Here is a 24470-nt window from a genome sequence, read left to right as displayed (position 1 = left end):
AAATGTTCGATTTTCATGTCGCCGCAACCGGCCACAGCCTGAACTATCTTCCGCATTATGTCGCTGTGCGGCGGGGCTTCTTCGAGGCGGAGGGACTGCGCGTCACCGTCAGCGTGCCGCGTCCCTGGGATCTGGTGCTCGACGAACTCCGCCGGGGAACCGCCCAGGCAGCGCTCGGCGGCATCTGGGTGCCGTCGATGTATCTCGGCCGGGGCACGCGTTTCACTCCCTTCGCTCAGATCGCGGCCCGCGCGCCGCTGGCCATTGTCGGCCGGGAAAAACAGGAGGAATTCCGCTGGGAGACGCTGCCCGGCAAGGTCGTCCTGATGAAGGGCAGCAACGGCGCCAGCGTCGGGCTCTTTTTCAAACTGTGCCTGCGCGAGCATGGCATCGACCCCGGCAAACTCGGCTATATCCAGGATCTCGACGGCGCCATGCTTTCGGAACTTTTTCACGGCGGCATGGGCGATTATCTGATCGTCGATTACCCGAATGCGCTGCGGATGGAGGCGGAAGCCCGCGGCCATGTCGTGCAGCCGCTTGCCGTCACTGGAGGCAACGTGCCGTGGAGCGTCTATTATGCGCTCGGCGAGAACGACCCGCAGCGGCAGGAAATCCAGACGCGTTTCGCCCGCGCCCTCAATCAGGGCATGGAATGGATCTTGGCGCAGGACCCGGAAACCTATGCCGATTTTCTCACCGAAACCTTCCCCAGCCTGCCCTTGAACATCGTCTTATCCGTTGCGCGGACCTATATCGCCCACGGCATGTGGACGACGCCGAGGATCGATGCGGATGGCTATCGCCGCTGGCAGGAGGGCATCACGGCAGGTCATCTCACCGCGGCCGCGATCCCCTATGAACAACTGATCGATCCCGTTCCGACCCGGCAATGGCAAAGGATTCAGGAAACAGCATGAAAATAGCCGTCATCAATCCGAACACGACGGTCGAGATGACCCGGGTGATCGGCGTTGCCGCGGCGCGATCGGCCGCGCCGACGACCGAACTCCTGATCCGCCAGTCGAGCCATGGCCCCTCGGCGATCGAAGGCCCCTTCGACGGCGCGGTCTGCCTGCCCGGCCTGCTCCGGGCCATTCAGCAGGCCGAGGCCGACGGCGCGCGAGCCCATGTGATCGCCTGTTTCGACGACACCGGACTGGATGCGGCACGCGCGCTGTCGCATCGCCCGGTCATCGGCGTCGGCGAGGCGGCGCTCCACGTCGCAAGCCTCGTTGCCCAGGAATTCTGTGTCGTCACCACCCTTTCCCGATCGGTGCAGACGCTGAAAATGAACATTCTGCGCTACGGATTCGAGCGGCGCTGCCCGCAGGTTCTGGCAAGCGACATTCCCGTGCTCGACCTTCACCGGCCGGAAAGCGGAGCGCGTGAGAAAATCTCCGACCTCATCATGCGAGCGATGGAAAACGGAGCCGAGGCCGCGGTTCTGGGCTGCGCCGGCATGGCGGACCTGGCCGCGACGCTGCAGCAGGAGCTCGGCATTCCGGTCATCGACGGCATCGATGCCGCCGTCCGCCTGGCGGAAATGCTGGCGGCATCAGGGCTTGCTCCCTCGAAGCGCCGCGGATGGGCCTTCCCATCGCGCGCCGGCGATTTTCTACAAAAGGATTAGCTTTTCGGCCGCGGCGTTTCCCGTTTCGGCGTGGCGACATCGTCGATCAGCTCGACCATCCGGTCGATCCTGCGGAACCGTTCGACGCTGAGTTCGCCGAGCCGCGCCGCGACGGTCCAGGAAATATAGTCGATCATCGTCGCGGCGGCGGTGAAGGAATTGAACGCCGCCAGCGAATGACAGCGGCATCGAATGACATAGTCGGCAGCCTTGGCGCTTTCGGCGGCACTGATATCGGTGATCAGAACCGCAATCGCACCGGTCGTGCGGATTTCGTTTAGAAGCAGGGGAAGCTTGCGCGGCCGGCGGCGGAAGGCGAAGCAGATCACCAGATCGCCCTCGCGAATGCCCGACAATTCATGCGCCATCGAGGTGCCCGTTGCGGGCAGGACCCGCACGTCGTTCTTGATCAGGCCGAGATAATGCGCGGCGTAATGGGCCAGGCCGAAACCGTTGCGCATGCCGACGACGAAGATGCGCTCGGCCTCGATGCAGGCGCTGCAAATGGCATCAAGCGTCTCCGGCGACGTTCCATCTGCGGTGGCGCGAATGTTGTCGATATTGGTCTGCACCACTGCCGCCAAAGTCGGGATTTCCGCGGCGTGCTGCGCGGTATCGATCGCGCCGCCCTGCGGCGATCCCCAATGGATCGCCTCACGGATCTCGCGCTTGGCGGCTGGATAAGAGGAATAGCCGAGGGTGCGGATGAGTCTGGCAGCCGTCGCCGTCGAAACGCCCGCCTTTCGGGCAAGCTCGCCCGCTGTATAGAGGGCGAGGTCCATCTGATGCTCGAGCATCACATCGGCCAGACAGCGCTCCGATGGGGAGAGGCTGGCGTAAGCGGAATAAATTCTCGATTCCAGCGATCTGGTCGGCTGTGGGCTCAGTACGTCACTCGTTCGCTGGGAACACAAGATTGCCGGCCTCTATCCATAAATTTGTCTCCACTTTCTATCTTATGTTTCTCAGGGCCCGGTCAAGGAGAGGCTTGCTGGGCGTTTGCTGCCGGCGCGGTAGACCAACGATAAATCGCGCCGATGGGAATCGAAGCAGGGACCTCATACAGTTGCCGGTCGTTCAGACCAGCCTTGCACCGCCGTCAACGTGTAGGACCTCACCGTTCATCCAGCCGTTTGCCATGAGAAAGACGACGGCGGCGCCGGCTTCATCTGCAGTTCCGAGCCTGCGAAGCGGCAACTTCTCGCTGAGCGAAGCTACATAAGCATCCCGTCCATCACCGAGCGCCTTGGCGAAGATCGGTGTGTCGATGGGACCCGGAGAAAGCACGTTGACGCGGCGTGGGGCCAACTCGAGCGCCATCCCCCGGCCCAGTGCCTCCATTGCGGCCGAAGCGGCGGCAATGATGGCGGTACCATAAGCATTTGGCCGATCCGACAGTGCGCCGGAAATAAGAGTGATCGAACCTTCCGCGGCAAGCCTGTCGCCCAAGATTCTGATCGTATGAACGGCCGCCCAAATGCGTTCATCGAATGCGCGCTGAAGATAGGTCATGTCAGCGTCATGCACCTTCCCGACAACAAAACTGCCGGCGAGCATGACCAGATGGTCGACATGCATAATATCCGCTAGCGCTTCCGATATGGTTTCTGCGCGGGTCACATCTGCGACTCGCCAGTCATCCAGCCCGTATTCATTCGCGCCCTGTTGGGCCCGCGCAGGGTTCGACCCGATGATCGTGACGCGAGCCCCTGCAGCCTTCGCCTGGATGGCGGCGGCAAGACCGATACCGGACGTCCCCCCGAATATCACTATCTTCTTGTCGTGAAGCGATGAGGAAGTGAACTGGCCGGCGCCAGCCGTCGCAAGTCGGTCCATGTTAATCTCTCCTTGAAGGGCCGCCACCGCGGCGTGATGTCAAAGAGATAAACCTTTGCTTATGGATTGATAATTGGGCCGCAGTTCGCTTTAGTAATGCCATGACGGAACAAATCAATATCGACCGGCTGACAGGCATTGTTGCGTTTGCAAGGGCTGCTTCGCTTGGCAGCTACACGGCAGCCGCCCGTTCTTTATCGGTTTCGCCTTCGGCGATCAGCAAGAGCGTGCAACGTCTTGAGGAGCGGCTCGGAGTGCGGCTGTTTACTCGCACTACCCGATCCTTGGCCCTCACATCGGAGGGCCGCGAACTGCATGAGCACGCCGTGCGGCTGCTCCGTGAGGCCGAAGCAATCGAACAGGCTGCGGTCGCCTCGAGGGCGGAGCCGGCGGGGCTAATCAAAGTGACGGCTCCACTGCCTGTCGGCATTCATATCCTCGCACCCGCCCTGCCTCGCTTCCGGGCCCTATATCCACGGGTTTCTGTCGACCTCAGGATAGGAGATCAGTTCGCGGATTTGGTCGAGGAAGGCATCGACGTTGCGATCCGAGTGGGCGATCTTGCCGACTCTCGGCTTATCACCAGGAAGCTTGCTCCTAACCGGATCTCCGCTTTTGCTTCGCCAGCATACCTTGAACGGCGTGGGGTGCCTATGCGGCCGGAGGACCTGGCACAGCATGATTGCGTGAATTTCCGCTATCAGAGCTCGGGGCAGATGCTGCGATGGCACTTCAAGCTGGGCGACAATATTATCGAGATCCTCCCGAATTCGACATTGATCCTCGACAACAGTGACGCAGTGGCGGCAGCGGTCGCAGCCGGCGGTGGGATTGGCATCTCTCCAATCTACGTCGCAGCGCCTTTTTTGAGGCGTGGCGAATTTGTCGCCGTTCTTAAGGATTACGCGATTGACAGAAGTGAGGTGACCGCTCTCTGGCCGGAGAGCCGCCGTGGCAACCCAAACGTAAAGGCGTTCGTCAGGTTCCTGACTGAACTCTTCTCATCCCCTACATCCTGGGACGAAACATTCGCAGAGACGAGGAATTTTTCGTCGCGCAGCATGGGTTAATAGGCTCGCCGTCTAACATGCCTTATCGCGAGCAGGTGGAATGATCAGAAGCCGCAGCAGCGCGCGCGCGGTTTGAACCAAAACGCCATGCTCAGCTTCGCCTGCCTGCCATATTATTGAACTGCGACCGCCGACGCGCCGATGGTGCAGAACGCGAACCTGGTAATAGGTGCGTCATCTGCTGCCCGAGTAGGAAGAAGGGACCTCGATCTCAATCGCTTAGGTGCAAGAACGCGGGGCTGCCATCGACGGATCCCCAGTAGTCGATAGTTGCGCGCGGCGGGATCGGCAGCCTGCTGCTTGCCCGCCGCAAGGGCCATGACTGGGTCTCTGTCGGCTCCGTCGGAACAGGGGTCAATGCCAAGGATGCCGATTGAGAGCCTCTTCCGCGCGCCGTCGCTCCTCCAGTTCGCGCTGCGCAGCCTCAAACAGGCGAGAGTTGTCGATGGCAACAGCGGCCTCACCCGCAAGGTCGAGGAGTCCCCGCTCCGACTCCTCGCTGAACATGCCGATATCGGCATGGCCGAAGAACAAGCCGCCGATCACGTCTCCCGTGCGAGAAATGACAGGCACCGCGAGATAGCTCCTGACGGGGAGATGTCCTTCCGGCATCCCTGCGTAAGGAGCATTTTGCCCATAACGAGGATCCTGCGTGATATCATCCGACCGAACGATGCCTTCCCCAGTGAATGTCGCCGAAAATACGGCCGTGTTTCGAGGCATGGGGAAACTTGAGAACGCCTCATGCGGCACGCCCGCAAGCGAATAGAGCATGTAGCCTTCGCCCGCGTGATCGACGAGGTGTAGAAAACGCGCCGAACTGCGCCCCGGTCAGTTCGACACCTGCGTCCGTCACCGCCTGAACAAGCCTTTCCAGATCATTTTCGCGTGCGAGAATAGCTCCTGCACGATTGAGAATCTGCAGCGCGCGAGTGCGCTCGCGCAAGGCGGTTTCCGTCCGCCGCTGCCTTGTGCGATCTCTGAGAATTTTTACGAAACCGATTAAATCTTGGCCGTCGGCAAAAACCGGTGTGGTTTCGCCAACCGCCCAGATTTTGCTCCCGTCCTTGCGAAATCGCCACCCCTCGCCGCCGCCCTTACTGTTTGCCTTTGCATCGGCCAGCTCGGTGGCGAGCAAGCCCGCGGCGTCCTTATCCGCCGGGAAAATCTCAAGCAGAGTCTTTCCCAGCATCTCATCTTCAGTCCAGCCAAGCAGATTGCGGGCCCCTTTGCTCCAACTGATCACGATTCCGTCCACGACTAAGATAATGATGCCGGTATCGACTGCACTGTCGAGGATCTGCTGAAGTCGCTCGGCAGGCGGGTACGTGGATGAGGTCGTCTTCTACCATTGGAAGTGGAATAAGGGCGAATTGGCTCCAAAGTATCACAAGCATCTTCCTGGTCCAGTTGCTCTGGCGCCGTGGCAATTGGAAAGGCTGCGCCAGACGTCTTATCTTCATAGAAGATCATTTATTGCTCCGACGTCGGACGTATTGGAGTGGAGAACGAGGCGTAGATTTCATCACCAAATGGTGCTATCCATAACACCATAATCAGGAACAAAATGATGCGATCGACTATCAATCTCGACGACACCCTAATGGAAAGGGCCAGGTCCCTAACCGGCACGAAAGAAACCGCCGCTCTGGTCCGCCAAGCTTTGGAGACGCTTGTTCGTGTGGAGTCGGGAAAACGCCTCATCGCTCTCGGCGGAACTATGCCGGATGCGGAGGCAGCCCCACGCCGCCGGAGCGCAGCTGCCAAGTGATACTTGCCGACACTTCCATCTGGATCGATCATTTCCGGCATGCCGATTCAGAGCTGCGTAGGATTATTGAGGACGATCGTCTCTTATGCCACCCAGCCATAATCGGAGAGCTCGCACTTGGCAGCCTTCGGAATCGTAGTAGCGTCATAGCTTTCCTGGCGGCTCAGCGCGAAGCGCTCGTTGCGACGCACGACGAAGTCATGATGATGATTGACCGCCACGCCATTTTCAGTATGGGCATTGGCTACACAGATGCCCACTTGATGGCCTCAGTTCTCCTCGATCAACGAGCGGCCTTATGGACCAGAGACAAGCGTCTGCGGGCAGCGGCCGAAAAGGCGGGCGCTTCACTGCACGCCCCTGACAACGCGCGAAACTAAATGCTGTATCGAAGCGCTCATGCTGGACGGGAGCAGCCTGAGCGCAGAGCTCCGATCGACAGATAATGCGATCATTTTCGCCTAAAAGTGAACACTATAGCAACAGCCGGGCACAAGCCCGCGAAGCTCTCGCCGTGCCGTCGATATAGGAGCTCCAGCGCTGGCCGGTGCTCAACGGCCTCGAGTTCGAACCTCTCGATCAGGTGCAGTTGCCCGGCAAGGCGGGATAGCGGTCGAGTGAAGAGTGTCTGGCAAACAGTCGCAGTCACTGCTGCGAGCAGGTGCGATGGCGCCAATGATGAAGATCACTCGTTCGGTATTGGCATCGATATCACTGGCAAAGGTCGCACGCGGTATCACGGTGATCAGTCGCCAATCTTCGAAAGGCAACTTGCCCGACGACACGAAGACCAGACCGAGGATTTATCTGTCGACCTGCGTCCGAAAGCTGTCAAGGCGCCAGCAGCTCAGTAAACCTGCTCAGCCTTGATATGCTTGGCGATAGCCCGACACCGACGGTGCAGTGATGTGCTGGGCCCTGCTCGCAGCTTCTTGGTGTTGCCTATTTCGAAAATGGGGCCCGCACTGCGGCGCCGGGTTACGCCTATTTCTGCTCCGCCTTTCCCGGCTGCTTCGTGGCTGCCTCTACAGCGCCGCCCTGCAAATCCGCCTCGTCCCCGACAATGGCGGCAGCCTCATCGAGCAGGACGTCCTTGGCCTTTTTGCGGGCATTTTCCATGGCGATATCGGCGCTCAGGCTGCGCTCGTCCGCCTGCAGGCCATCGTCGCCGGCAAGATCTTCGCCATCGCCGGCTTCGGCGCGAGCCTTGAACCGAGCTTCCCGGGCCGCCGCCTCCTTGCGGCGTTCGGCTTCGTTCAGGGAAACGACGCCCTTCTCGCGCTGCGCCTTCAGATCGGCGATGTCCTGCAACAGACGCTGGAAGTCCTGATCGCCCTTGACCCGCGCATCGTGGCGGCTCTGCAAAGCCGGCAGCAATGCCGTAACATCGCCTTCCGGCGCGTATTTCGCCGGCTTGATCTCCGCCCACGGCAGGGCATTGTCATAACTGGTCTCGCCGAAGCTCGCGGGATCGGACAATGCGGGCAGGCTGACATCGGGGGTGACGCCGCGCAGCTGCGTCGTGCCGCCGTTGATCCGGAAAAACTGGGCGATCGTCACCTTCAGCTCGCCGAATTCGGGTTTGCTGTTGTGAACCACCTGGTCGAGATCGACGACCGTCTGAACCGTGCCCTTGCCGAAACTGGGCTCGCCGATGATCACCCCGCGGCCGTAATCCTGGATCGCCGCGGCAAAGATCTCCGAAGCCGAGGCCGAGCCGCGGTTGATCAGAACCCCCAAGGGACCTGTCCAGGCCGGCGTTGTCAGGTCGGCGCTCTTGACCTCGATCTTGCCGTTGCCGGCGCGCTGCTGAACGACCGGGCCCTTGCCGATGAAGAGGCCGGTGAGATCGATCGCCTCATCCAGCGAACCGCCGCCATTGTTGCGCAGATCGATGAGAACGCCATCGACCTTTTCCTCGTTCAGTTCGGCGAGAAGCTTGGCGACATCGCGGCTGGCGCTCTTGTAATCCTTGTCGCCCTTGTTCTTGGCTTCGAAATCTTCATAAAAGACCGGCAGGGTGATGATGCCGATCTTGCGCGTGGCCTCGCCCGCCTTCACCGACAGCACGGTTTTCCTGGCGGCCTGCTTGTCGAGGCTGATCTTGTCGCGCACCAGGTTGACGACGCGATGCACGCCGTCTGCGCCGGCATCGGCCGGCAGGATGTCGAGCCGCACCACCGAACCTTTCTTGCCGCGGATCATCTGCACGACTTCATCGAGGCGCGTGCCCACCACCTCCTTGATCGGCCCGTCCTTGCCCTGGCCGACGCCGGTGATGCGGTCGCCGACGGCGAGCTTGCCGGAGAGCTGCGCCGGCCCGCCGGGCACGAGTTCGCGGATCGTCGTGTAATCGTCGCGCTCCTGCAGCACCGCGCCGATGCCGAACAGCGACAGCTTCATCGAGACATTGAAGTCGGCGGAAGCCGCCGCGCCGAAATAATCGGTATGCGGGTCGATCGAGTTCGAATAGGCATCCATGAACGACTGGAAGACGTCGTCGCTCTTGAACTTGTAAGCGCGCTCGAGCGTGTTTTCATAGCGTTTATCGAGCGTTTCGCGGATCGCCGCGTCGTCTTTGCCGCCGAGCTTCAGCCGCAGCCAGTCGTTCTTGACGCGCTTGCGCCAGAGATCGTTGCTTTCGGCTTCCGACTGCGGCCAGGGCGCCTTGTCGCGCAGCACCGCATAATCTTCCTTGCCGCTGAAATCGAAGCCCTGCTTGAGGAGGCTGCGCGCATAGGTCATGCGGTCGACGACGCGCTGTTGATAGGCGTTGAAGATCGCAAACGGGATCTTCAGGTCCTGCCGCTCGATGGCATCATCGATCTCGCTGCGGTCGGCCATGAACTTGTCGATGTCGGCCTGCAGGAAGAGCATGCGGTCGGGATCAAGCGACTTGACGAACTGATCCATCACCCTGCCCGACAGGGCATCATCGAGCGGAACCGGCTTGTAGCTGTATCGCGAGAGAAATTGCGCGCTGAGCTCAGCCGCCTGCGCCTGCCGCGTCAACGGCTTCAAGACCGGTGGCGCTGCGACCTCGGCATAGGCGGACGGGGCGAGTGCAAGAAATGCACTGAGAAAAACATAGGCTATGCGCATTCAGTCTTGATCCAATTCTTAATGCCGAGGGTGGATGTGAACTAAGTGAGGCAATTGTGGTTTTTTGGCAAGCAGGGGAGAATTGTTGGCCGGCGAAGCCAGGAAAAAACCATCCGGCAATGAATATTGCGACGGCGCGCAAGACCGCACCCCCGTGCGCTCGGAAAGTTTGAGTTGACCGTTTCGGGTGGCGAGGCGACAGTTGATCTGCAGCAAGGCAGGAGGAACATGATGGACGAGCAAGACCGCTGGCGCCAGATGGCAAGCGCACCGAGAGACGGCAGCCGCATCCTGGTGACGATCCGTGCGTCCGAACAGGGGCCGGCGGAAGTCGACCTAGCCTATTGGTCGCATGGCGATCAGTTCGGCGGCGAAGGCTGGCGCGCCTCGGATTCCTCGCCCGGGCACATCATCGAATATGCCGAGCCGGAGTTAAAGTGCTGGATGCCGATGCCCTCGGCCAATCGCACCTCGATGCCCTCGCCCTGGCAAGGCGAAGACGACGAGCAGCTGGATGGGTCGGGCATTTAAGGACTGGCGCAACCCCTGTTTCCTGGCCGGCACGGCAGGTGGAGCAAGGTTCAGTCGAAAAAGCCCGCATCCTCTTCCCTGAGGTATCTCCCGGCCGCTTCAGCGTCGATGTCGAGGCCCAGCCCCGGCGCTTCCAGTAGATCCACCATGCTGTCCTTCACGATCTCAGGCGGCAAGCCGATTACCAGATCCTCCCACCAGGGGTCCGAAGCAGTCGGATATTCGAAGGCGACGTAATTTGCCGGCAACGTGGCGCAGACATTGATCAGCGCGCCGAGACCGAGCAGCCCGTTAGCAGTGCCATGCGGTGCCATCAGGATCGAGTGCATGTAGGCATGCTCGGCGACCCATTTGAGCTCGGCGATGCCGCCAATATCGGCCGGATCGGGGCCGATAACGCGGACTGCCTGCGTCTCGATCAGGTCCTTGAAATTATGCCGGAGGTAGATCTGCTCACCAGTGTGGATCGGTGTCGAAGTGGAGGTTGTCAGTTCCCGGTAGGCCTGCGGATTGACCCACGGCACGTAGTCGCCGGTCAGCATGTCTTCGAGCCACATCAAATTGTACTTCTCGACCGCGCGAGCGAACTTGATCGCATCCGGCAGCATCCAGCCCGGGCCGCAGTCGAGCGCCAGGCTGACCTTGTCGCCCAGCACTTCCTTCATCGCGATCACGCAGTCGAGCATGTGATTGAAACCCCGCTCGCTGATCACGCCCTGATCCATGGCGCCGTGATAGCCGGCCTTCTTCTGCGTCACCCCGTAGTGAAAGCCCTCGATGGTGTCCTTCATGTTGGAGTGGAACGAGATTCCTTGCTTGATCATGAAGAAGTTCTGCGGCTGCCCCATCATCCATTTGACGTCAGCGGCGTAATCCTCCGGCCGGTCGCCGGTGCGTTTCTGGCGGACCGAACCGTTGTAGACCCGCACCTTGTCGCGCACCTTGCCGCCGAGCAGCTTATAGGCCGGCAGACCCGCGGCCTTGCCGGCAATATCCCACAGCGCATGCTCGATCGCGCTCACCGCCGCGCCGTATGGCTTGAAAGAGCCGCGCTGGCGGATCTTCAGCATCACTCTCTCGACGTCGGTCGGGTCCTCGCCGATCAGCGCCTCGCGGAAATGCAGCACCCAGGGCTTGAGATAGGCCTTGGTGAATTCGACTTCGCCCAAGCCATAGAGGCCCTCGTCCGTGACGATGCGGACGATCGGGTGTTTGCCGATAACGGCACAGCGCAGGTCGGTGATCTTCATCTTCGGCCCTTTTCGTCTCAGCTCCAAGTGCGATCCCAGGAATATTCATCGTCCCAGTGATCCGTAGGCTGCCAAATGCCGGCGACGCCCGGCTGCAGATGCTGCGAGATCACTTCGTCGACCACATCGTCGATCCCCAGGCCCGGCTTGTCCGGAACAGTGATGAAGCCGTCCTTCACCAACGGCTTGGGAAGGCCGGTGACAATATCGTCCCACCAGTCCACATCGGCGGAGTGGTATTCGAGCGCCATGAAGTTTTCGGTCGCCGTCGCGACGTGTGCGGCGGCTATTGCGGCGATCGGACTTTCTGCCATGTGTATGGCCATGGGAACACCATGGTCCTGCGCCATATCCCCGATCTTCTTGGTCTCGAGGATGCCCCCACTGGTGAGCAGGTCCGGATGGATGACGGAGACGCCGCCGCTCTTGAGCAGAGGCTCGAAACTCTCCTTGAGGTATATGTCCTCGCCGGTGCAGATCGGCACCGTGGTGGAATCCTGCAGTTGTCGATACTGCTCGGTATATTGCCACGGGATGACATCCTCGAGCCAGGCCGGCACGTATTTCTCAATTCGCCTGGCAAGGCGAATGCCGTTCTGCATGGAGATATGGCCGATATGGTCGATCGCAAGCGGAACCTGCATGCCGATCACCTCACGAACCTCGGCGATGTATTGCTCGAGCAGGTCGAGGCCCTTGTCGGAAAAGTGGAGGCCGGTAAACGGATGCTGGACGTTATGCAGATCGTAGGCTGCGTTGCGGACAAGCCGCTCTTCAATGGTCTTCAGCGGCCCGCGACTGGGACGGTCGCGGTATCCTTCCAGTGAGCCGGCGGGAAACACGACCGCACCGGGCACATCGGCGATCTGCATCAGTCCCAGGTCCATCTTGAGGAACGTGAAGCCGAGCTCCATGCGCTGCTTGAGGCGTTTGCCGGTCTCGGTGCCGCTCGGCACGGTGGCGTCAGTATCGCAGTAAACGCGCACTTTCTCCCGAAAGCGGCCGCCGAGCATCTGGTAGATAGGGACGCCATAGGCCTTGCCGGCAAGATCCCACAATGCGATTTCAACCGCCGATACGCCGCCGCCTTGCCGGCCGTGCCCGCCGAACTGCTTGATCCGGCGAAACATTCGATCGATGTTGCAAGGGTTCTCACCCAGCAACCGGCTCTTCAGCATCAGCGCGTAGGTGGCGCTGGCGCCGTCACGGACCTCGCCAAGCCCGACAATGCCCTGGTTGGTGTAAATCTTCAGCAGCACCGAGGTGAACGGCGCGTCGACAATTTCGGCTACCCGCATGTCGGTTATGCGAAGCTCGGAAGGCTTGGAATGCGTGTTGACCCGATTGAGCGCCTCGTCGGCTCCATATGCCTCTGGCATGATTTATCCTCGTTTCGGTCGGCGGGATCGTTGCCGCACACGACGGCGGCGTAGAGCATTGCTAGGCCAGCTCAATCTCGTGGCCTTCAAGGTAGTCGCGGTTCATCTCAACGCCGAGACCGGGCTTCGGTGTAAGCTTTAGGCTGCCGTCCGAAACATCGAGCGGCCTGTCGATGAGGTGATCGTATTTGCCCAGATTCCACTCTGACGTTTCAAGCTTGTAGAAATTCGGAACGGTCATCATCACCTGCGCTCCGGCAACTACGTTGATCGGTCCTGCGGCGTCATGCGGCGAGACCGGGATGTAGTAGGCTTCGCACAGGGCGGAAATCTTCTTGAGTTCGGTAATGCCGCCGGTCCAGGTGACATCGGGCATGATGTAGTCGGCGAGCCTGTTTTCGAGCACCGGCACGAAATCCCACTTCGTGTGGCCGCGCTCGCCCCACGAGATAGGGGCGTTGATCTTCTCGCGGACCTGTCTGAGAGCATTCAGGCTCTCCGGTGGGCAGGGCTCCTCGAACCAGTCGATTTGGCCAGCTTCTTCGAGGCTCCGACAAAGGCGAATGGCGGTGGGAACGTCGAAGCGGCCATGCGCATCGATGAGGATGTCGACATCTGAGCCCGCCGTTTCGCGGATCAGAGCGGTGAGTTCTGCGGCTTCGCGTTCATCCTTGCGGGTCATGCTGCCATCGAGGTAGCCGTCCCGCTGTTCGCGAGGCCGTCCATCGGCAGTGCTGCCCTGGTAGGGGAAGGGATCGAACTTGAGCGCCGTGTGGCCGGACTCGACGATGTCTCGAATTTCCCTGACCACCGCTTCTTTGCTGGTAAACTTGGCTTGGTTTGGATGGGTGTAGAGCGCAATTTGATCGCGCACCGGTCCGCCCAATAGCTCGTATATCGGCTTGCCAAGCACTTTGCCTCGGATGTCCCAAAGGGCTATGTCGATGGCGCTCACGCATTCGACGGCGGCGCCGCGACTGCCCATGTAGGTGAAGCTGCGGAATATTTTGTGCCAAAGATACTCGATGCGCGCCGGGTCTTCGCCCATCAACGCGGCGCCGATCTGCCGCAAGATCGTGCAGAGGGCGCGATTGGCGAGCCTTGTCGTGGTGGTGATCTCTCCCCAGCCGCTCACCCCCCCGTCGGTCGTCACTTCGACAAACAGAAACTCTCCCCAATAAGAAGCATCCGAGTTGATGAGCCACGGCCGGACGTTGGTGATTTTCATCTCAACTGCCTTTACCTCAGGTGTTCCGGGTAACGATAATCATGCCAAACGTTCATCCTGCGCGAGCGGCGTTGCGCGCACGCATGTGTTCGAGGATGTGCCGCCCTGAGCCTTCGACATGGCGCGCAATAAGTTCGGCTGCCTCGTTAGCGCTTCCGGCTTTGACATGCGCGATGAGCTCGCGGTGTTCACTCAGGATCGCCGCACGCCGGGCAAGCGTAAAATCGAAGCGGCGGCTCACGGCTCGAAGCACTTCGCGATGCTTCCACCAAAGCTCGGCGGCATGGCGGTTGTAGTGCTTCCGGTACATGACGGTATGAAAGGCGGTGTCCAGTTCGCTATGCCTTAGCGTGTCGGCAAAGTTGTTCTCTTCAATGAGGCTTTGGATGCGTTCGAGTTCAGCAATGTCCTCCACCGTCGCCATATTCACGAACCAGCGCGTCAGTGACGGCTCGATCAAAACGCCTATCTCGTAGATATCCCGAACAAAATCCTGATCGATGGGCCGGACGCGCGCTCCGCGATTGGGAACGAAGGTGACAAAGCCCTCCCCGCGCAACAGTTGCAAAGCCTCCCGCACCGGGTTGGTCGAGGTGCCGTGGCGCCGGGCGAGATCGGTGATGACGAGCCGCTCGTTGGCCGCGAGCCGCCCTTCGATGATGTCGTCCCTGATCAGTTGGTAAACAGACGCACCCTCGCTCGACGCCCCTGTAGCATCGATCCCCTCGGGCGGCTGCGCTCTAAATTCACTTGTTTCGGTCAAGACCGTCCCCAATCCATACACATATTCACGAGATATCATGCAAAACTTTCCAAAACAATGTACGATTTTCTTTGGTTGACAGACAATCCTTGACATGAAAACGTATGATAAGGTCGAAGGGATACATTAAGTGGGAGAATCCCACGACCTGGGAGCAAGACCGCCTCAATGCAGAGCGGCTTGGGACAAACTGGGAGAATACCTATGACGAGTCTTTCGCTCGGCGGTGTCGTTGTACGCGGCACTGTATCCGCTGCTTTGATGGTATCGTTGATGTCCGTGTCTGCGCTCAGTGCGCCGGTCGACTTGAGCCAGTGGTCACCGCAATATGTGCGCTCCATCGCCGGCACGCAGGAGTTCGACACGGCGGCTGATTGCGGCAAGGTCACCCCCCTCGACTACAAGGGCCGGCTGACATTCTGGTATCAGGGCGTGTTCGAGGGCGATCCCGACCTGCTGCGCCAGTATTACAAGGACTTCTTCGAGAGCTTCCGCAAAACCTACCCAAACATCCAGCTTGAGGAACAAGCCCTCACCTATAACGACCTGCTGGACAAGTTCCGGACCGCGCTTCTTGGCAACGCAGCGCCGATGGCGGTCCGCCTGCAGATCCTGGGCGGCACCGAGTTCGCCGCCAAAGGCTATTTGCAGCCGCTCAAGCCCGAGGATGTCGGTTATTCGACCGAGGATTTCTGGCCCGGCGCAATGAAGGCTGTTACTTGGGAGGGGGTGACCTACGGCATCCCAACCAACAACGAGACGATGGCGTTCATCTGGAACGCCGACATCTTCAAGCGTGCAGGCCTCGATCCGGACAAGGCTCCGGCAACCTGGGATGACGTCGTCAAGTATTCCAAGCAGATCCACGACAAGCTCGGCATTGCCGGTTACGGCCTCGTGGCTCGCAAGAATGCCGGCAACACGCCCTACCGCTTCATGCCGCAGCTGTGGGCCTATGGCGGCGGCGTCTTCGACGAAGCGACCGCCAACCCGACCTATAGGCAGGTCGAGCTCAATAGCCCGCAGAGCAAGGCCGCATTGCAAGCCTCCTACGACATGTATGTTCGTGACAAGTCGGTTCCGGTTTCGGCGCTCACCAACCAGCAGGCCGACAACCAGCCCCTCTTCCTCGCTGGCCAGCTCGGCATGATGATCTCGCACCCGTCCGACTACAACGTCATGCTCGACCTGCAAAAGAAGACGACGGGCAGCGACAAGGAAAAAGCGCAGACCGTCATCGACAATATGCGCTACGGCCTCATTCCGACTGGCCCAGACGGCAAGCGTGCCGTCGTGTTTGGCGGCTCCAACATCCACATCCTGAAGCCCGAATATGTCGAGGGCGGCAAGGTCGACGAGCCGGCTGCAAAGGCTATCATCTGCATGTGGACGAGCCCCGAATGGTCGCTGAAGATGGCCTATGCCGGCTCGAACCCGGGCAACCTGAACGGCTTCAAGACCAAGTGGATGAAGGAACGTCTTGATAACATCAAGTTTCTCGATGTTACGACTTCGATGCTGCCCTACGGCATCCCGTTCCCGGCACTGCCGCAGTCGCCGGAGATCATGAACATCATCGTCCCGGATATGCTACAGAATGCCCTGACCGGGGCCATGACAGTCGACCAAGCAGCGGACGACGCAGCCAAGAAGGTGAAAGACCTGATGGACGGCGGACTCTAATCATCCTGACGATCTGACCGGCTGCAGCTTTGATTGCAGCCGGTTTGTTCCGAAGAATAAGGGCACCGCACAGTGACGATCTTGACTGGCAAGGCCGAGCCTCACCGAAGACTGCAATCCGATCGGTTCGGCGTGCTGCGAAACATCTTGGAGCATCGCGCTGACTATGCGTACGTGCTTCCCGCGATCGCCGTCATGCTTATCGTCATCGCCTACCCGATCTACTACACGATCGAACTGTCGTTCTTCAATACACCGCCTGGCCTGCAGCTCCGGGACAAGATCTTCGTCGGCCTCGACAACTACACCGCCATCCTCACAAGTCCGGTGTTCTGGAAAGTCACCTCGAACACTCTTATCTGGACACTGGGATCCACTCTCATCTCATTTGTCCTGGGATTTGCCTGCGCTCTGGCGCTCCATCGCGACTTTGTCGGCCGCGGAATTCTGCGGGCCATCCTGATCATTCCCTGGGTCATCAGCGCGGTCGCCGCCTCCTACATCTGGAAGTGGATCTACCATTCAGACTTTGGGATAATCGGCGCGGTGCTCGTCGGCCTTGGATGGGCCGATCGGCCGCCGAATTTCATCGACAGCGTCAGCACGGTGCTGCCCTCGTTGATCGTCGTCAATATCTGGCGCGAGTTTCCGTTTGCCATGATCATGATGATGGCTGGCCTGCAGACGGTTCCCGACCAGTTGCTGCGCGCCGCAAAGGTCGACGGAGCCAACGCATGGCAGCGGTTCTGGCACGTCACCTTTCCGCATTTGAGAAACGTCTCGACGGTCACAATCCTTCTGCTGGCAGTGGCCAACTTCAATTCGTTCATCATTCCCTGGATCATGACCGGCGGCGGGCCCTCGAACGCGTCGCATATCTGGATCACCCACATTTATGAACTCGCCTTCGGCCGCCAGCGCTGGGGAGTGGCATCGGCCTATTCGGTGCTGCTGTTCCTGATCCTGATGTCGCTCGGCTACTTCTACGTCCGCGCGCTGAGCGGGAATGAGCAGAAGGATGGGAGCGCATGAGCACAATTGCCGAGGCCACTCATAGAGGCCGGATCCATCGCCGCGTGCGCATCGACGGGTGGCGGTGGGGCGGACGCATCTTCCTTGTGTTCATGTTGCTTTACACCGCATTACCGATGGTCTGGATGCTGATCACCTCGATCAAGTCCGGTTTCGCTGCCATGCAATTCCCGCCGCAATGGTGGCCGGACCAACCAACCCTCGCCAGCTACCAGAAATTGCTCGATCCGCAAAATAGCGTCGGCCAGGACTTCCTGCGCTTCTTCTGGAACAGCCTTTTCGTCTCCACCGCTACGACCATCCTTTCGGTGATCGTGGCCGTTCCTGCGGCCTACGCGTTTTCGCGTTTCACCTTTCCTGGCCGCAACTTTCTGTTCTTCGCCGTTTTGCTTCGCAACATGTTCCCGGCAGTGATCTTTCTCGTGCCGCTCTTCATCCTGATGCGCGCGATCGGGCTGGTGAACACGCACGGGTCGCTTGTTCTGACTTACCTTACATTCGGCCTGCCGCTGGCAATCTGGCTCCTCAAGGGCTTTTACGACAACATCCCGGTGCAACTCGAGCAGGCTGCGCGCATCGACGGGGCAACGCGGTTTCAGGCCTTTCTCCTGATCGTCATGCCGCTCTCGGCACCAGGAATCATCGCCACCGCGATCTATTCGTTCATCGGCGCCTGGAACGAGTACATCTACGCCTACACCTTTCTCTCGAAGAACGAGCAGCTGACTCTGCCGGTCGGCATCCAGCGCTTTTTCTCGGAAAACACGACGGACTTCCCGGGCCTTATGGCGGCCAGCTTCATGATGAGCGTACCCGTCGTGGTTCTGTTTCTCGTTCTGCAGCGATACTTCGTACGCGCCCTCACGGAAGGCGCAGTCAAGCATTAGGGGAGTTGCCGGTGGCCCACGTGGTCCTCAAAGATCTGGTCAAGACCTATGGCGGCTTCAAAGCTGTCAACAAAGTTTCTCTGACGGTCAACGACGGCGAATTCGTTGCGCTCGTCGGCCCTTCAGGCTGCGGCAAGACAACCACGCTCAATCTTGTGGCGGGGCTCATCCCAATCACATCCGGCGACATCGTCATCGGCGAGCGGGTTGTCAACGACCTCGACCCCAAGGACCGGGACATCGCAATGGTGTTCCAGAACTACGCGCTCTACCCGCAGAAATCCGTATACAAAAATCTGGCGTTTCCGCTGCAGATGCGCAAACTGCCACGGGACGAGATCGACAAGAAGGTCAGGGAAGCAGCGCGGGTGCTCGACATGACGCAGCTCCTCGAGCGCAAGCCACGCGAACTTTCGGGCGGCCAACAGCAGCGCGTGGCGCTCGGCCGTGCGCTCGTTCGCGATCCGGCGGTATTCCTGATGGATGAACCGCTTTCCAACCTCGACGCAAAACTGCGCGTACAGATGCGGTCGGAGATCAAACGTTTTCACCAGGATCTCAAGGCGACGATCATCTATGTGACGCACGACCAGCTCGAAGCGGTCACCATGGCCGACAGGATGGCGGTGATGAACGGCGGCTATCTGCAGCAATACGATACTCCAGCGCAGGTCTTTGCCAATCCGGTGAACATGTTCGTCGCCAGCTTCGTCGGCAGCCCGGCGATGAGCCTAATCCCGTTGGAGGCATCAACGGCAAACGGTGACAATGTGTTGATCAGCGCGGAGGGATGGCGCCTCGAGCTTTCGCCAGAAAATGCCCATAAAGTTGCAAGGTCATCCACCAAGAAAGTCGTGCTCGGCGCGCGCCACTCGACGATCAAGTTGCATAAGAGTGCGACGCCTGGGAGCATCCCTGCCAAAGCCTACACAGTGGAGCCGACCGGTGATGTCACCTTCGTCCAGGTGTTCCTATCAGGCGCCATCGTCAATGTCAGCGTGCCGCCGACCATTGCCGTCACGCCTGACGAACAGATTTGGCTCGAGTTCGATCAGGAGCGGATGCATCTGTTCGACGGCGAAACAGAAATGGCGCTGAAGGTCAACTGAGACCAAGGGGATGCGTGTGGGACGAGGGCGTGGATGACGAAGCTTTACATCACGGCGATCAAGCCCTACCCAGTATGGGTAGGAACGCGCAACCAGATGCTGGTCAAGATCGAGACCGACAGCGGCATCTTCGGCTGGGGCGAGAGCGGCTTGAGCGGTCGCGAAAAGGCCGTTGCCGGTGCGATCGAACACTATCGCGAATTTCTCATCGGCCGTGACGCGATGCAGACGGGTCGGATCTGGCAGGAAATTTATCGCAGCCAATACTTCGAAGGCGGGCGCGTTCTGCAGGCGGCGATTTCCGCAATCGACATCGCCCTTCACGACATCAAGGGCAAGGCGCTGGGGGTTCCAGCCTACGAACTGCTGGGCGGGAAGCAGCGCGACCGCATTCCGACCTTCGCCTCGACCGGGGACGAGGCCGAAGGCGAGGTTGCCATCGAACGAGCCCGCGAACTGCGCGCACAAGGGTGGCAGGCGATCCGCTTCTTCCCGATCGGCCAAAACAGCAAGGACATCTTTGAGCCGCGGGAGTCGATCGGCCCTAGCGCGGCAATGCTGAACAAGGCGCGCCAGGCGCTGGGCGACGACGTCGTCCTCGGCATCGATTATCATCATCGGCTGTCGGTGGCAGAGGCTGCGAGCTTCTGTAACAAGCTCGACCGTGGCGTGCTTGATTTCCTCGAGGAGCCAATACGAGACGAGACACCCGAGGCCTACGAATCCCTGCGCACCATGACCGACATCCCGTTCGCAATCGGCGAGGAATTTGCCAGCAAGTGGCAATTCCTGCCCTACATCGAGCGCGGCATCCATCAGTTCAACCGGCTCGATGTGTGCAATGTGGGCGGGCTCACCGAAGCGATGAAGGTCGCGGGCTGGAGCGAGGCGCACTATGTGGATCTGATGCCGCACAATCCCCTCGGCCCAGTCTGCACGGCCGCGACCATCCATCTCGCCGCCGCGGTGCCGAATTTCGCCTGGCTCGAGACCAGGGCGCCCGAAGCGAAGCTCGGCTTCGACAATTCCGACTTCTTCCCCGTGCAACCGCGGCTCGACGGCCCCGATTATCCGGTCAGCGATCTGCCGGGCCTCGGCGTCGAGGTCAACGAAGAGGCGATCAAGGCGGAGAGCTTTCGTTTCTGGGAAGCGCCGCACCTGAAGCGCCGCGACGGTTCTGTCACAAACTGGTAGCTTCATTCACCGGAGCCTAAAATGACGCATACGCCCGATATTACGCGACCGCCCAGAGACATGATCGACGCACTGAAGGAGATCGGCGCCGCGACGGTTTCCGGCACGCTTGGCCACATGGGCTTCCGCAATCCGCACATGGTCGGTCCCGTGCCGCAGACCCGCGGGAAGTCGATCGTTGGACCGGCGCTGACGCTTCAATTCCTGCCGCAGCGGCCGGACCTCTTCACCGAGGGAGAATATGCGGACCCGGAGACGCAGTTGCACCGCCATGTGCTTTATCACGTGCAGGAGGGCGATGTGGTCGTGGTCGACGCGCGCAGTGACATGAGCTCAGGCGTCTTTGGCGATATGATGTCGACTTATTTCAAAGGCAGGGGCGGCGCCGGCATCGTGATCGATGGGTGCATGCGCGATCGGCCCAATGTCGAGAAGCTCGATCTCCCTTTGTGGCTGCGCGGCTGGACGCCCAACTACCATGTGCAGACCGGCATTTATCCCAACGCCGTCAACGTCCCGATTGCCTGCGGCGGCGTCACCGTGATCCCTGGAGACATCATCGTCGCCGACGATGACGGGGTGGTGGTGCTTCCAGTCGCAATGGCCCCGAAGGTAATCGAAGAATCGCAAAAGCATCACGATTGGGAGGAGTTCTCGCGAGCGAAGCTTATGGAGGGCGGGTCGTTGCAGCGCTACTATCCGCTGCATGATGATGCCCGAACAGAGTACGAAGAGTGGCGCAAAATGCACCGTCTGGGAACAATCTAGACAATGGATTGCTTCAAAGGGCGACGAAATTTGTGAGGCGTTGCCGGTGATCCGCGACTCAACTTCGCAGTGAAAGTCAGGTGTCGGAATCACCGCTCAGCCGAGCTCTTGGCTAGTGATTCTTGATTAATTGTACCCCACCGTAAAACGCTCTATTTTTCTTGCGGGGTGCCGCGACGAGACGAGACGTTCTGCTTCGCAGCGCCGTCGGACCACTTCGGTTTCGCACCAATCCCAGGTGCCGTTCGACGACACAATCTACGAGGAGACGAGCGATGGGCGCAACGACGCCGGACAACATCATGCAGCTTGGCATGGGGTTCTGGGCCTCCAAAGCCATGCTAAGCGCAGTCGAGCTCGGTGTCTTCACCGAGCTTGCAGCCGGCCCGGCCGACCTGCCCGAGCTGCAGGCCAGGCTGAAACTGCATCCCCGCTCGGCCCGCGACTTCCTCGACACCCTGGTGGCCCTGAAGCTGCTCGAACGCGAGGATGGCCGCTATCGCAATGCCACTGATACGGACCTCTTCCTCGACAAGGCGAAGCCATCCTATATCGGCGGCATCCTCGAAATGGCCAATGCCCGGCTCTACGGTTTCTGGGGCTCGCTTACCGAAGCCCTGCACACGGGAGAGCCGCAGAACGAAGCCAAGCACAGCGAGGACTTCTTTGCTGCGCTATATGCGGAGCCGGCACGGCTGCGCGGATTCCTCGCGGCGATGAGCGGGATCAGCGCCGGTGCGGCGCAGGCGATCGCCGCGAAGTTCGACTGGTCGAAATACACGACCTTTGCCGATGTGGGCGCGGCGCAAGGCATGGTACCGGTGGTGATCGCCCGGGCCCATCCGCATCTCCAGGCCCTCGGCTTCGACCTGCCTGCCGTGCAGCCGATATTTGACGAGTTCGTCGCCCGTCACGGCCTTGCCGACCGCATCCGCTTCCACAGCGGCAACTTCTTCGACAGCCCGATGCCGAAAGCGGATGTGATCGTGATGGGGCATATCCTCCACGACTGGGATCTTGCCGAGAAGAGGATGCTGCTGGAAAAAGCCTTCGCCGCGCTGCCGAACGGCGGGGCCCTGATCGTCTACGACGCCGTCATCGACGATGAGCGCCGCAGCAACGCCTTCGGCTTGCTGATGAGCTTGAACATGCTGATCGAGACCCGCGGAGGGTTCGACTACACCGGTGCCGACTGCCAAGCCTGGATGCGCGACGCCGGTTTCGTGTCCACACGCGTCGAGCCGTTGCTGGGACCGGACTCAATGGTGATCGGATTCAAGCCCGAATGAGCGGAAACGGCGAGCTCGGCCCTCCCCCAAAGTTGATGCGCCGTGGGGTTGAAATAGTCGTCTTCAGATCCATCATTTTCTGCATGAAACGAATAGTCATCATTGCGTGTGCGTGCGTGGCGTTTCTCGCCGCCTGCTCACGCACCGAACCTCTCGAAGTGTCTGCCGCGCCTTCCGTTTCACCAGGCGCCGCCCCAGTCAGCGATCAAGCTGTAATTGCAGATGTGGTTGGCCGCGGAGCTGTCGGAACGAAAGCTCTCGCCTGGGCAAATCCGTCGACTGGGAGCGCCGGAGTTATCGAACAGATTGACACCCACGATAGGCTTGATGGATGCCGTGGTTTCGTAACAAGTCGCCAGTCACTTGAGGGTACTACGCGCTTTGGTGGCGTAGTTTGTCCCTCTGGGAATTCTTGGAAATTAGGAGCAACGACCCACTAGTCTAAGCCGATTAACTTATTCGACGAGGCCCCTCGTATCCATTACAAGATTTTTACGCAAAGCCCCGCGGTCGTTGCCACACCGCGGGGCTTCTCGACGCCTCACCCGGGAGAGGGGATCAGGCGGCCTGGACTTTACGTGCGGGCCCATTCGGGCAGCCAGTCGCCGTGGGCGGCGAGCAGGTCGTCGACCAGCGACCAGATCTGGTCGAGGTCGAGCTCGGCCGCCGTATGCGGGTCCATCATCGCGGCGTGGTAGATGTGCTCGCGATTTTCCGTCATCAGCGCCTGCACCGTCAGTTCCTGCACGTTGATATTGGTGCGCATCAGCGCGGTCAGCTGCGGCGGCAGGTCGCCGATGAACGTCGGCTGGATGCCGGAGGCGTCGACCAGGCAGGGCACTTCGGCGGCGCAATTTTCCGGCAGCGAGGTGATGCAGCCATTGTTGCGGACGTTGCCGTAAATGACCGAGGGTTCGCCGGTCCAGACCGAGTTGATGATCGAGGAGGCATATTCCTTCGATGGCGTCACCTCGATCTTGTCGGCGCTGCGGTAGGCTTCCGCCTGGCCCTTCCAGCGCTCGATCTGCTCGATGCAGCGCTTCGGATATTCATCGAGCGGAATGCCGAATTTCTCGATCAGGTCGTCGCGGCCCTCCTTGATGAAATAGGGCGTGTATTCAGCGAAATGCTCCGAGCTTTCGGTGACGAAATAGCCGAGCCTGGTCAGCATCTCGTAGCGCACCTTGTTCGGGCAGCGCGGGTTCCAGCCGGGCTTCGGCGCCCTGCCCTCGCGATAGGCGCGCAGCAGATCGGGATAGAGGTTGCGGTAGGAGCCGTCGGCCTGGCGATGCTCGAATTTGAGATAGAAGGCCATGTGGTTGATGCCGGCGGCGCGGTAGCGGATTTCCTCGTAGGGAATGTCGAGATCGTGGGCCAGTTCCATCGCCGTGCCCTGCACCGAGTGGCAGAGGCCGACCTGGCGAATGGTCGGATATTTCTCCGCGATCGCCCAGGTGTTGATCGCCATCGGGTTGACATATTGCAGCATGATCGCCTCGGGGCAGACGGCGAGCATGTCCTCGCAGACCTTCCACAGATGCGGCACGGTGCGCAGCCCGCGCATGATGCCGCCGACGCCGAGCGTATCGGCGATCGTCTGGCGCAGGCCGTATTTCTTCGGCACTTCGAAGTCGGTGACGGTGCAGGGCTCATAGCCGCCGATCTGGAAGGCGACGACGACGAAATCGGCGCCGGCCAGCGCCTTGCGCTGGTCGGAATAGGTCTCGGCCTTGGCTTTGACGCCGAGCGTCGAGATCAGCTTGTTGACGACGATGGCGCTTTCTTCCAACCGCTGCGGGTTGAGGTCCATCAGGGCGATTGTTGCGCCCGAGAGCGCCGGACGCTGCAACACGTCGCCGATGATGTTCTTCATGAAGACGGTGGAGCCAGCTCCGATGAAGGTGATTTTGGGATTTCCTGCCATTATAGCCTCCGGCATTCGATA

Annotated in this window: 22 protein-coding genes and 2 pseudogenes; 15 read left to right on the top strand and 9 right to left on the bottom strand. The window is 60.2% G+C overall.

What is annotated here, in order from left to right; translation table 11 throughout:
• Nucleotides 1-2: 2 nt before the first annotated feature.
• Both AMK00_RS25305 and AMK00_RS25300 read left to right on the top strand, forming a co-directional pair.
• Nucleotides 3-920 carry an ABC transporter substrate-binding protein gene (locus tag AMK00_RS25305; RefSeq protein WP_064812101.1) on the top strand — a complete coding sequence of 306 codons (918 nt, stop codon included), beginning with the start codon at nt 3-5 and terminating at the stop codon, nt 918-920.
• Entirely contained in the window at nt 917-1633 is a 717-nt protein-coding gene (locus tag AMK00_RS25300) for an aspartate/glutamate racemase family protein (RefSeq protein WP_064812100.1), read from the top strand. The genes AMK00_RS25305 and AMK00_RS25300 overlap by 4 nt, the downstream gene beginning before the upstream one ends.
• Here the strand turns inward: AMK00_RS25300 and AMK00_RS25295 are convergent.
• Nucleotides 1630-2547, bottom strand: coding sequence for a MurR/RpiR family transcriptional regulator (locus AMK00_RS25295; protein WP_064812099.1), 918 nt, complete (start codon nt 2545-2547; stop codon nt 1630-1632). The two genes, AMK00_RS25300 and AMK00_RS25295, sit on opposite strands and share 4 nt — an antisense overlap.
• 163 nt (nt 2548-2710) lie before the next feature.
• Nucleotides 2711-3469 carry an SDR family oxidoreductase gene (locus AMK00_RS25290; protein WP_064812098.1) on the bottom strand — a complete coding sequence of 253 codons (759 nt, stop codon included), beginning with the start codon at nt 3467-3469 and terminating at the stop codon, nt 2711-2713.
• A gap of 101 nt (nt 3470-3570) precedes the next feature.
• Between AMK00_RS25290 and AMK00_RS25285 the strand changes: the two genes are divergently transcribed.
• Both AMK00_RS25285 and AMK00_RS33315 read left to right on the top strand, forming a co-directional pair.
• Nucleotides 3571-4539, top strand: a complete 969-nt coding sequence (locus AMK00_RS25285; RefSeq protein WP_064812097.1) for a LysR family transcriptional regulator — start codon at nt 3571-3573, stop codon at nt 4537-4539.
• A gap of 263 nt (nt 4540-4802) precedes the next feature.
• Nucleotides 4803-4913 (top strand): annotated as a pseudogene (locus tag AMK00_RS33315) (non-homologous end-joining DNA ligase); the annotation flags it as partial.
• Between the two features lies 1 nt (nt 4914).
• Here the strand turns inward: AMK00_RS33315 and AMK00_RS25280 are convergent.
• A pseudogene (locus AMK00_RS25280) lies at nt 4915-5839 on the bottom strand (GAF domain-containing protein); the annotation flags it as partial.
• A 270-nt stretch (nt 5840-6109) separates the two neighbouring features.
• On the opposite strand from AMK00_RS25280, the gene AMK00_RS25275 reads away from it, so the two are divergent.
• Nucleotides 6110-6310 (top strand): type II toxin-antitoxin system VapB family antitoxin, encoded by a 201-nt coding sequence (locus tag AMK00_RS25275; RefSeq protein ID WP_017958375.1) that lies wholly within the window; start codon nt 6110-6112, stop codon nt 6308-6310.
• Entirely contained in the window at nt 6307-6690 is a 384-nt protein-coding gene (locus AMK00_RS25270; RefSeq protein ID WP_064808214.1) for a type II toxin-antitoxin system VapC family toxin, read from the top strand. Before AMK00_RS25275 ends, AMK00_RS25270 begins: the two co-directional genes overlap by 4 nt.
• Before the next feature lie 604 nt (nt 6691-7294).
• Here AMK00_RS25270 and AMK00_RS25265 read toward each other — a convergent pair.
• Nucleotides 7295-9412, bottom strand: coding sequence for a carboxy terminal-processing peptidase (locus AMK00_RS25265; RefSeq protein ID WP_064812096.1), 2118 nt, complete (start codon nt 9410-9412; stop codon nt 7295-7297).
• Between the two features lie 231 nt (nt 9413-9643).
• On the opposite strand from AMK00_RS25265, the gene AMK00_RS25260 reads away from it, so the two are divergent.
• Complete coding sequence (locus AMK00_RS25260) at nt 9644-9943, top strand: hypothetical protein (protein ID WP_064808211.1); 300 nt, start codon at nt 9644-9646, stop codon at nt 9941-9943.
• A gap of 50 nt (nt 9944-9993) precedes the next feature.
• On the opposite strand, the gene AMK00_RS25255 is transcribed toward AMK00_RS25260, so the two are convergent.
• From AMK00_RS25255 to AMK00_RS25240, 4 genes are all read right to left on the bottom strand, one after another.
• On the bottom strand, nt 9994-11193 hold the full coding sequence (locus AMK00_RS25255) for a mandelate racemase/muconate lactonizing enzyme family protein (protein ID WP_064808209.1): 1200 nt from the start codon (nt 11191-11193) through the stop codon (nt 9994-9996).
• Between the two features lie 17 nt (nt 11194-11210).
• The gene (locus AMK00_RS25250) at nt 11211-12572 is read right to left on the bottom strand and encodes a mandelate racemase/muconate lactonizing enzyme family protein (protein WP_064808207.1); all 1362 of its coding nucleotides are present in this window, start codon (nt 12570-12572) and stop codon (nt 11211-11213) included.
• Nucleotides 12573-12633: 61 nt separating this feature from the next.
• The gene (locus tag AMK00_RS25245) at nt 12634-13800 is read right to left on the bottom strand and encodes a mandelate racemase/muconate lactonizing enzyme family protein (protein WP_064812095.1); all 1167 of its coding nucleotides are present in this window, start codon (nt 13798-13800) and stop codon (nt 12634-12636) included.
• Between the two features lie 52 nt (nt 13801-13852).
• Nucleotides 13853-14563 (bottom strand): GntR family transcriptional regulator, encoded by a 711-nt coding sequence (locus tag AMK00_RS25240; protein ID WP_064812315.1) that lies wholly within the window; start codon nt 14561-14563, stop codon nt 13853-13855.
• 204 nt (nt 14564-14767) lie between these two features.
• On the opposite strand from AMK00_RS25240, the gene AMK00_RS25235 reads away from it, so the two are divergent.
• The 8 genes from AMK00_RS25235 to AMK00_RS31560 all read left to right on the top strand — a co-directional run bounded on the left by AMK00_RS25235 (nt 14768) and on the right by AMK00_RS31560 (nt 22965).
• The gene (locus AMK00_RS25235; RefSeq protein ID WP_064812094.1) at nt 14768-16246 is read left to right on the top strand and encodes an ABC transporter substrate-binding protein; all 1479 of its coding nucleotides are present in this window, start codon (nt 14768-14770) and stop codon (nt 16244-16246) included.
• 72 nt (nt 16247-16318) lie between these two features.
• A complete protein-coding gene (locus tag AMK00_RS25230; RefSeq protein ID WP_064808202.1) occupies nt 16319-17278 on the top strand; it encodes a carbohydrate ABC transporter permease in 960 nt (319 codons plus the stop codon).
• Nucleotides 17275-18165 carry a carbohydrate ABC transporter permease gene (locus AMK00_RS25225; protein WP_064812093.1) on the top strand — a complete coding sequence of 297 codons (891 nt, stop codon included), beginning with the start codon at nt 17275-17277 and terminating at the stop codon, nt 18163-18165. The genes AMK00_RS25230 and AMK00_RS25225 overlap by 4 nt, the downstream gene beginning before the upstream one ends.
• An 11-nt stretch (nt 18166-18176) precedes the next feature.
• Nucleotides 18177-19274 carry an ABC transporter ATP-binding protein gene (locus AMK00_RS25220; protein ID WP_064812314.1) on the top strand — a complete coding sequence of 366 codons (1098 nt, stop codon included), beginning with the start codon at nt 18177-18179 and terminating at the stop codon, nt 19272-19274.
• 33 nt (nt 19275-19307) lie between these two features.
• Entirely contained in the window at nt 19308-20468 is a 1161-nt protein-coding gene (locus tag AMK00_RS25215; protein ID WP_064812092.1) for a mandelate racemase/muconate lactonizing enzyme family protein, read from the top strand.
• Nucleotides 20469-20489: 21 nt separating this feature from the next.
• The gene (locus tag AMK00_RS25210; protein WP_064808197.1) at nt 20490-21236 is read left to right on the top strand and encodes a ribonuclease activity regulator RraA; all 747 of its coding nucleotides are present in this window, start codon (nt 20490-20492) and stop codon (nt 21234-21236) included.
• A gap of 275 nt (nt 21237-21511) precedes the next feature.
• Complete coding sequence (locus tag AMK00_RS25205; RefSeq protein ID WP_064812091.1) at nt 21512-22525, top strand: methyltransferase; 1014 nt, start codon at nt 21512-21514, stop codon at nt 22523-22525.
• Nucleotides 22522-22965 carry an RT0821/Lpp0805 family surface protein gene (locus tag AMK00_RS31560; protein ID WP_335720578.1) on the top strand — a complete coding sequence of 148 codons (444 nt, stop codon included), beginning with the start codon at nt 22522-22524 and terminating at the stop codon, nt 22963-22965. Before AMK00_RS25205 ends, AMK00_RS31560 begins: the two co-directional genes overlap by 4 nt.
• Before the next feature lie 134 nt (nt 22966-23099).
• Here the strand turns inward: AMK00_RS31560 and AMK00_RS25200 are convergent, their stop codons facing one another.
• Nucleotides 23100-24449 carry an alpha-glucosidase/alpha-galactosidase gene (locus AMK00_RS25200; RefSeq protein ID WP_123876251.1) on the bottom strand — a complete coding sequence of 450 codons (1350 nt, stop codon included), beginning with the start codon at nt 24447-24449 and terminating at the stop codon, nt 23100-23102.
• Nucleotides 24450-24470: the final 21 nt, after the last annotated feature.

The sequence above is a fragment of the Rhizobium sp. N621 genome (assembly GCF_001664325.1).
GTDB classification, from domain to species: domain Bacteria; phylum Pseudomonadota; class Alphaproteobacteria; order Rhizobiales; family Rhizobiaceae; genus Rhizobium; species Rhizobium esperanzae.
The sequence above is the reverse complement of the archived record's forward strand: the minus strand, read 5'-3'. Positions and strand labels throughout refer to the sequence as shown.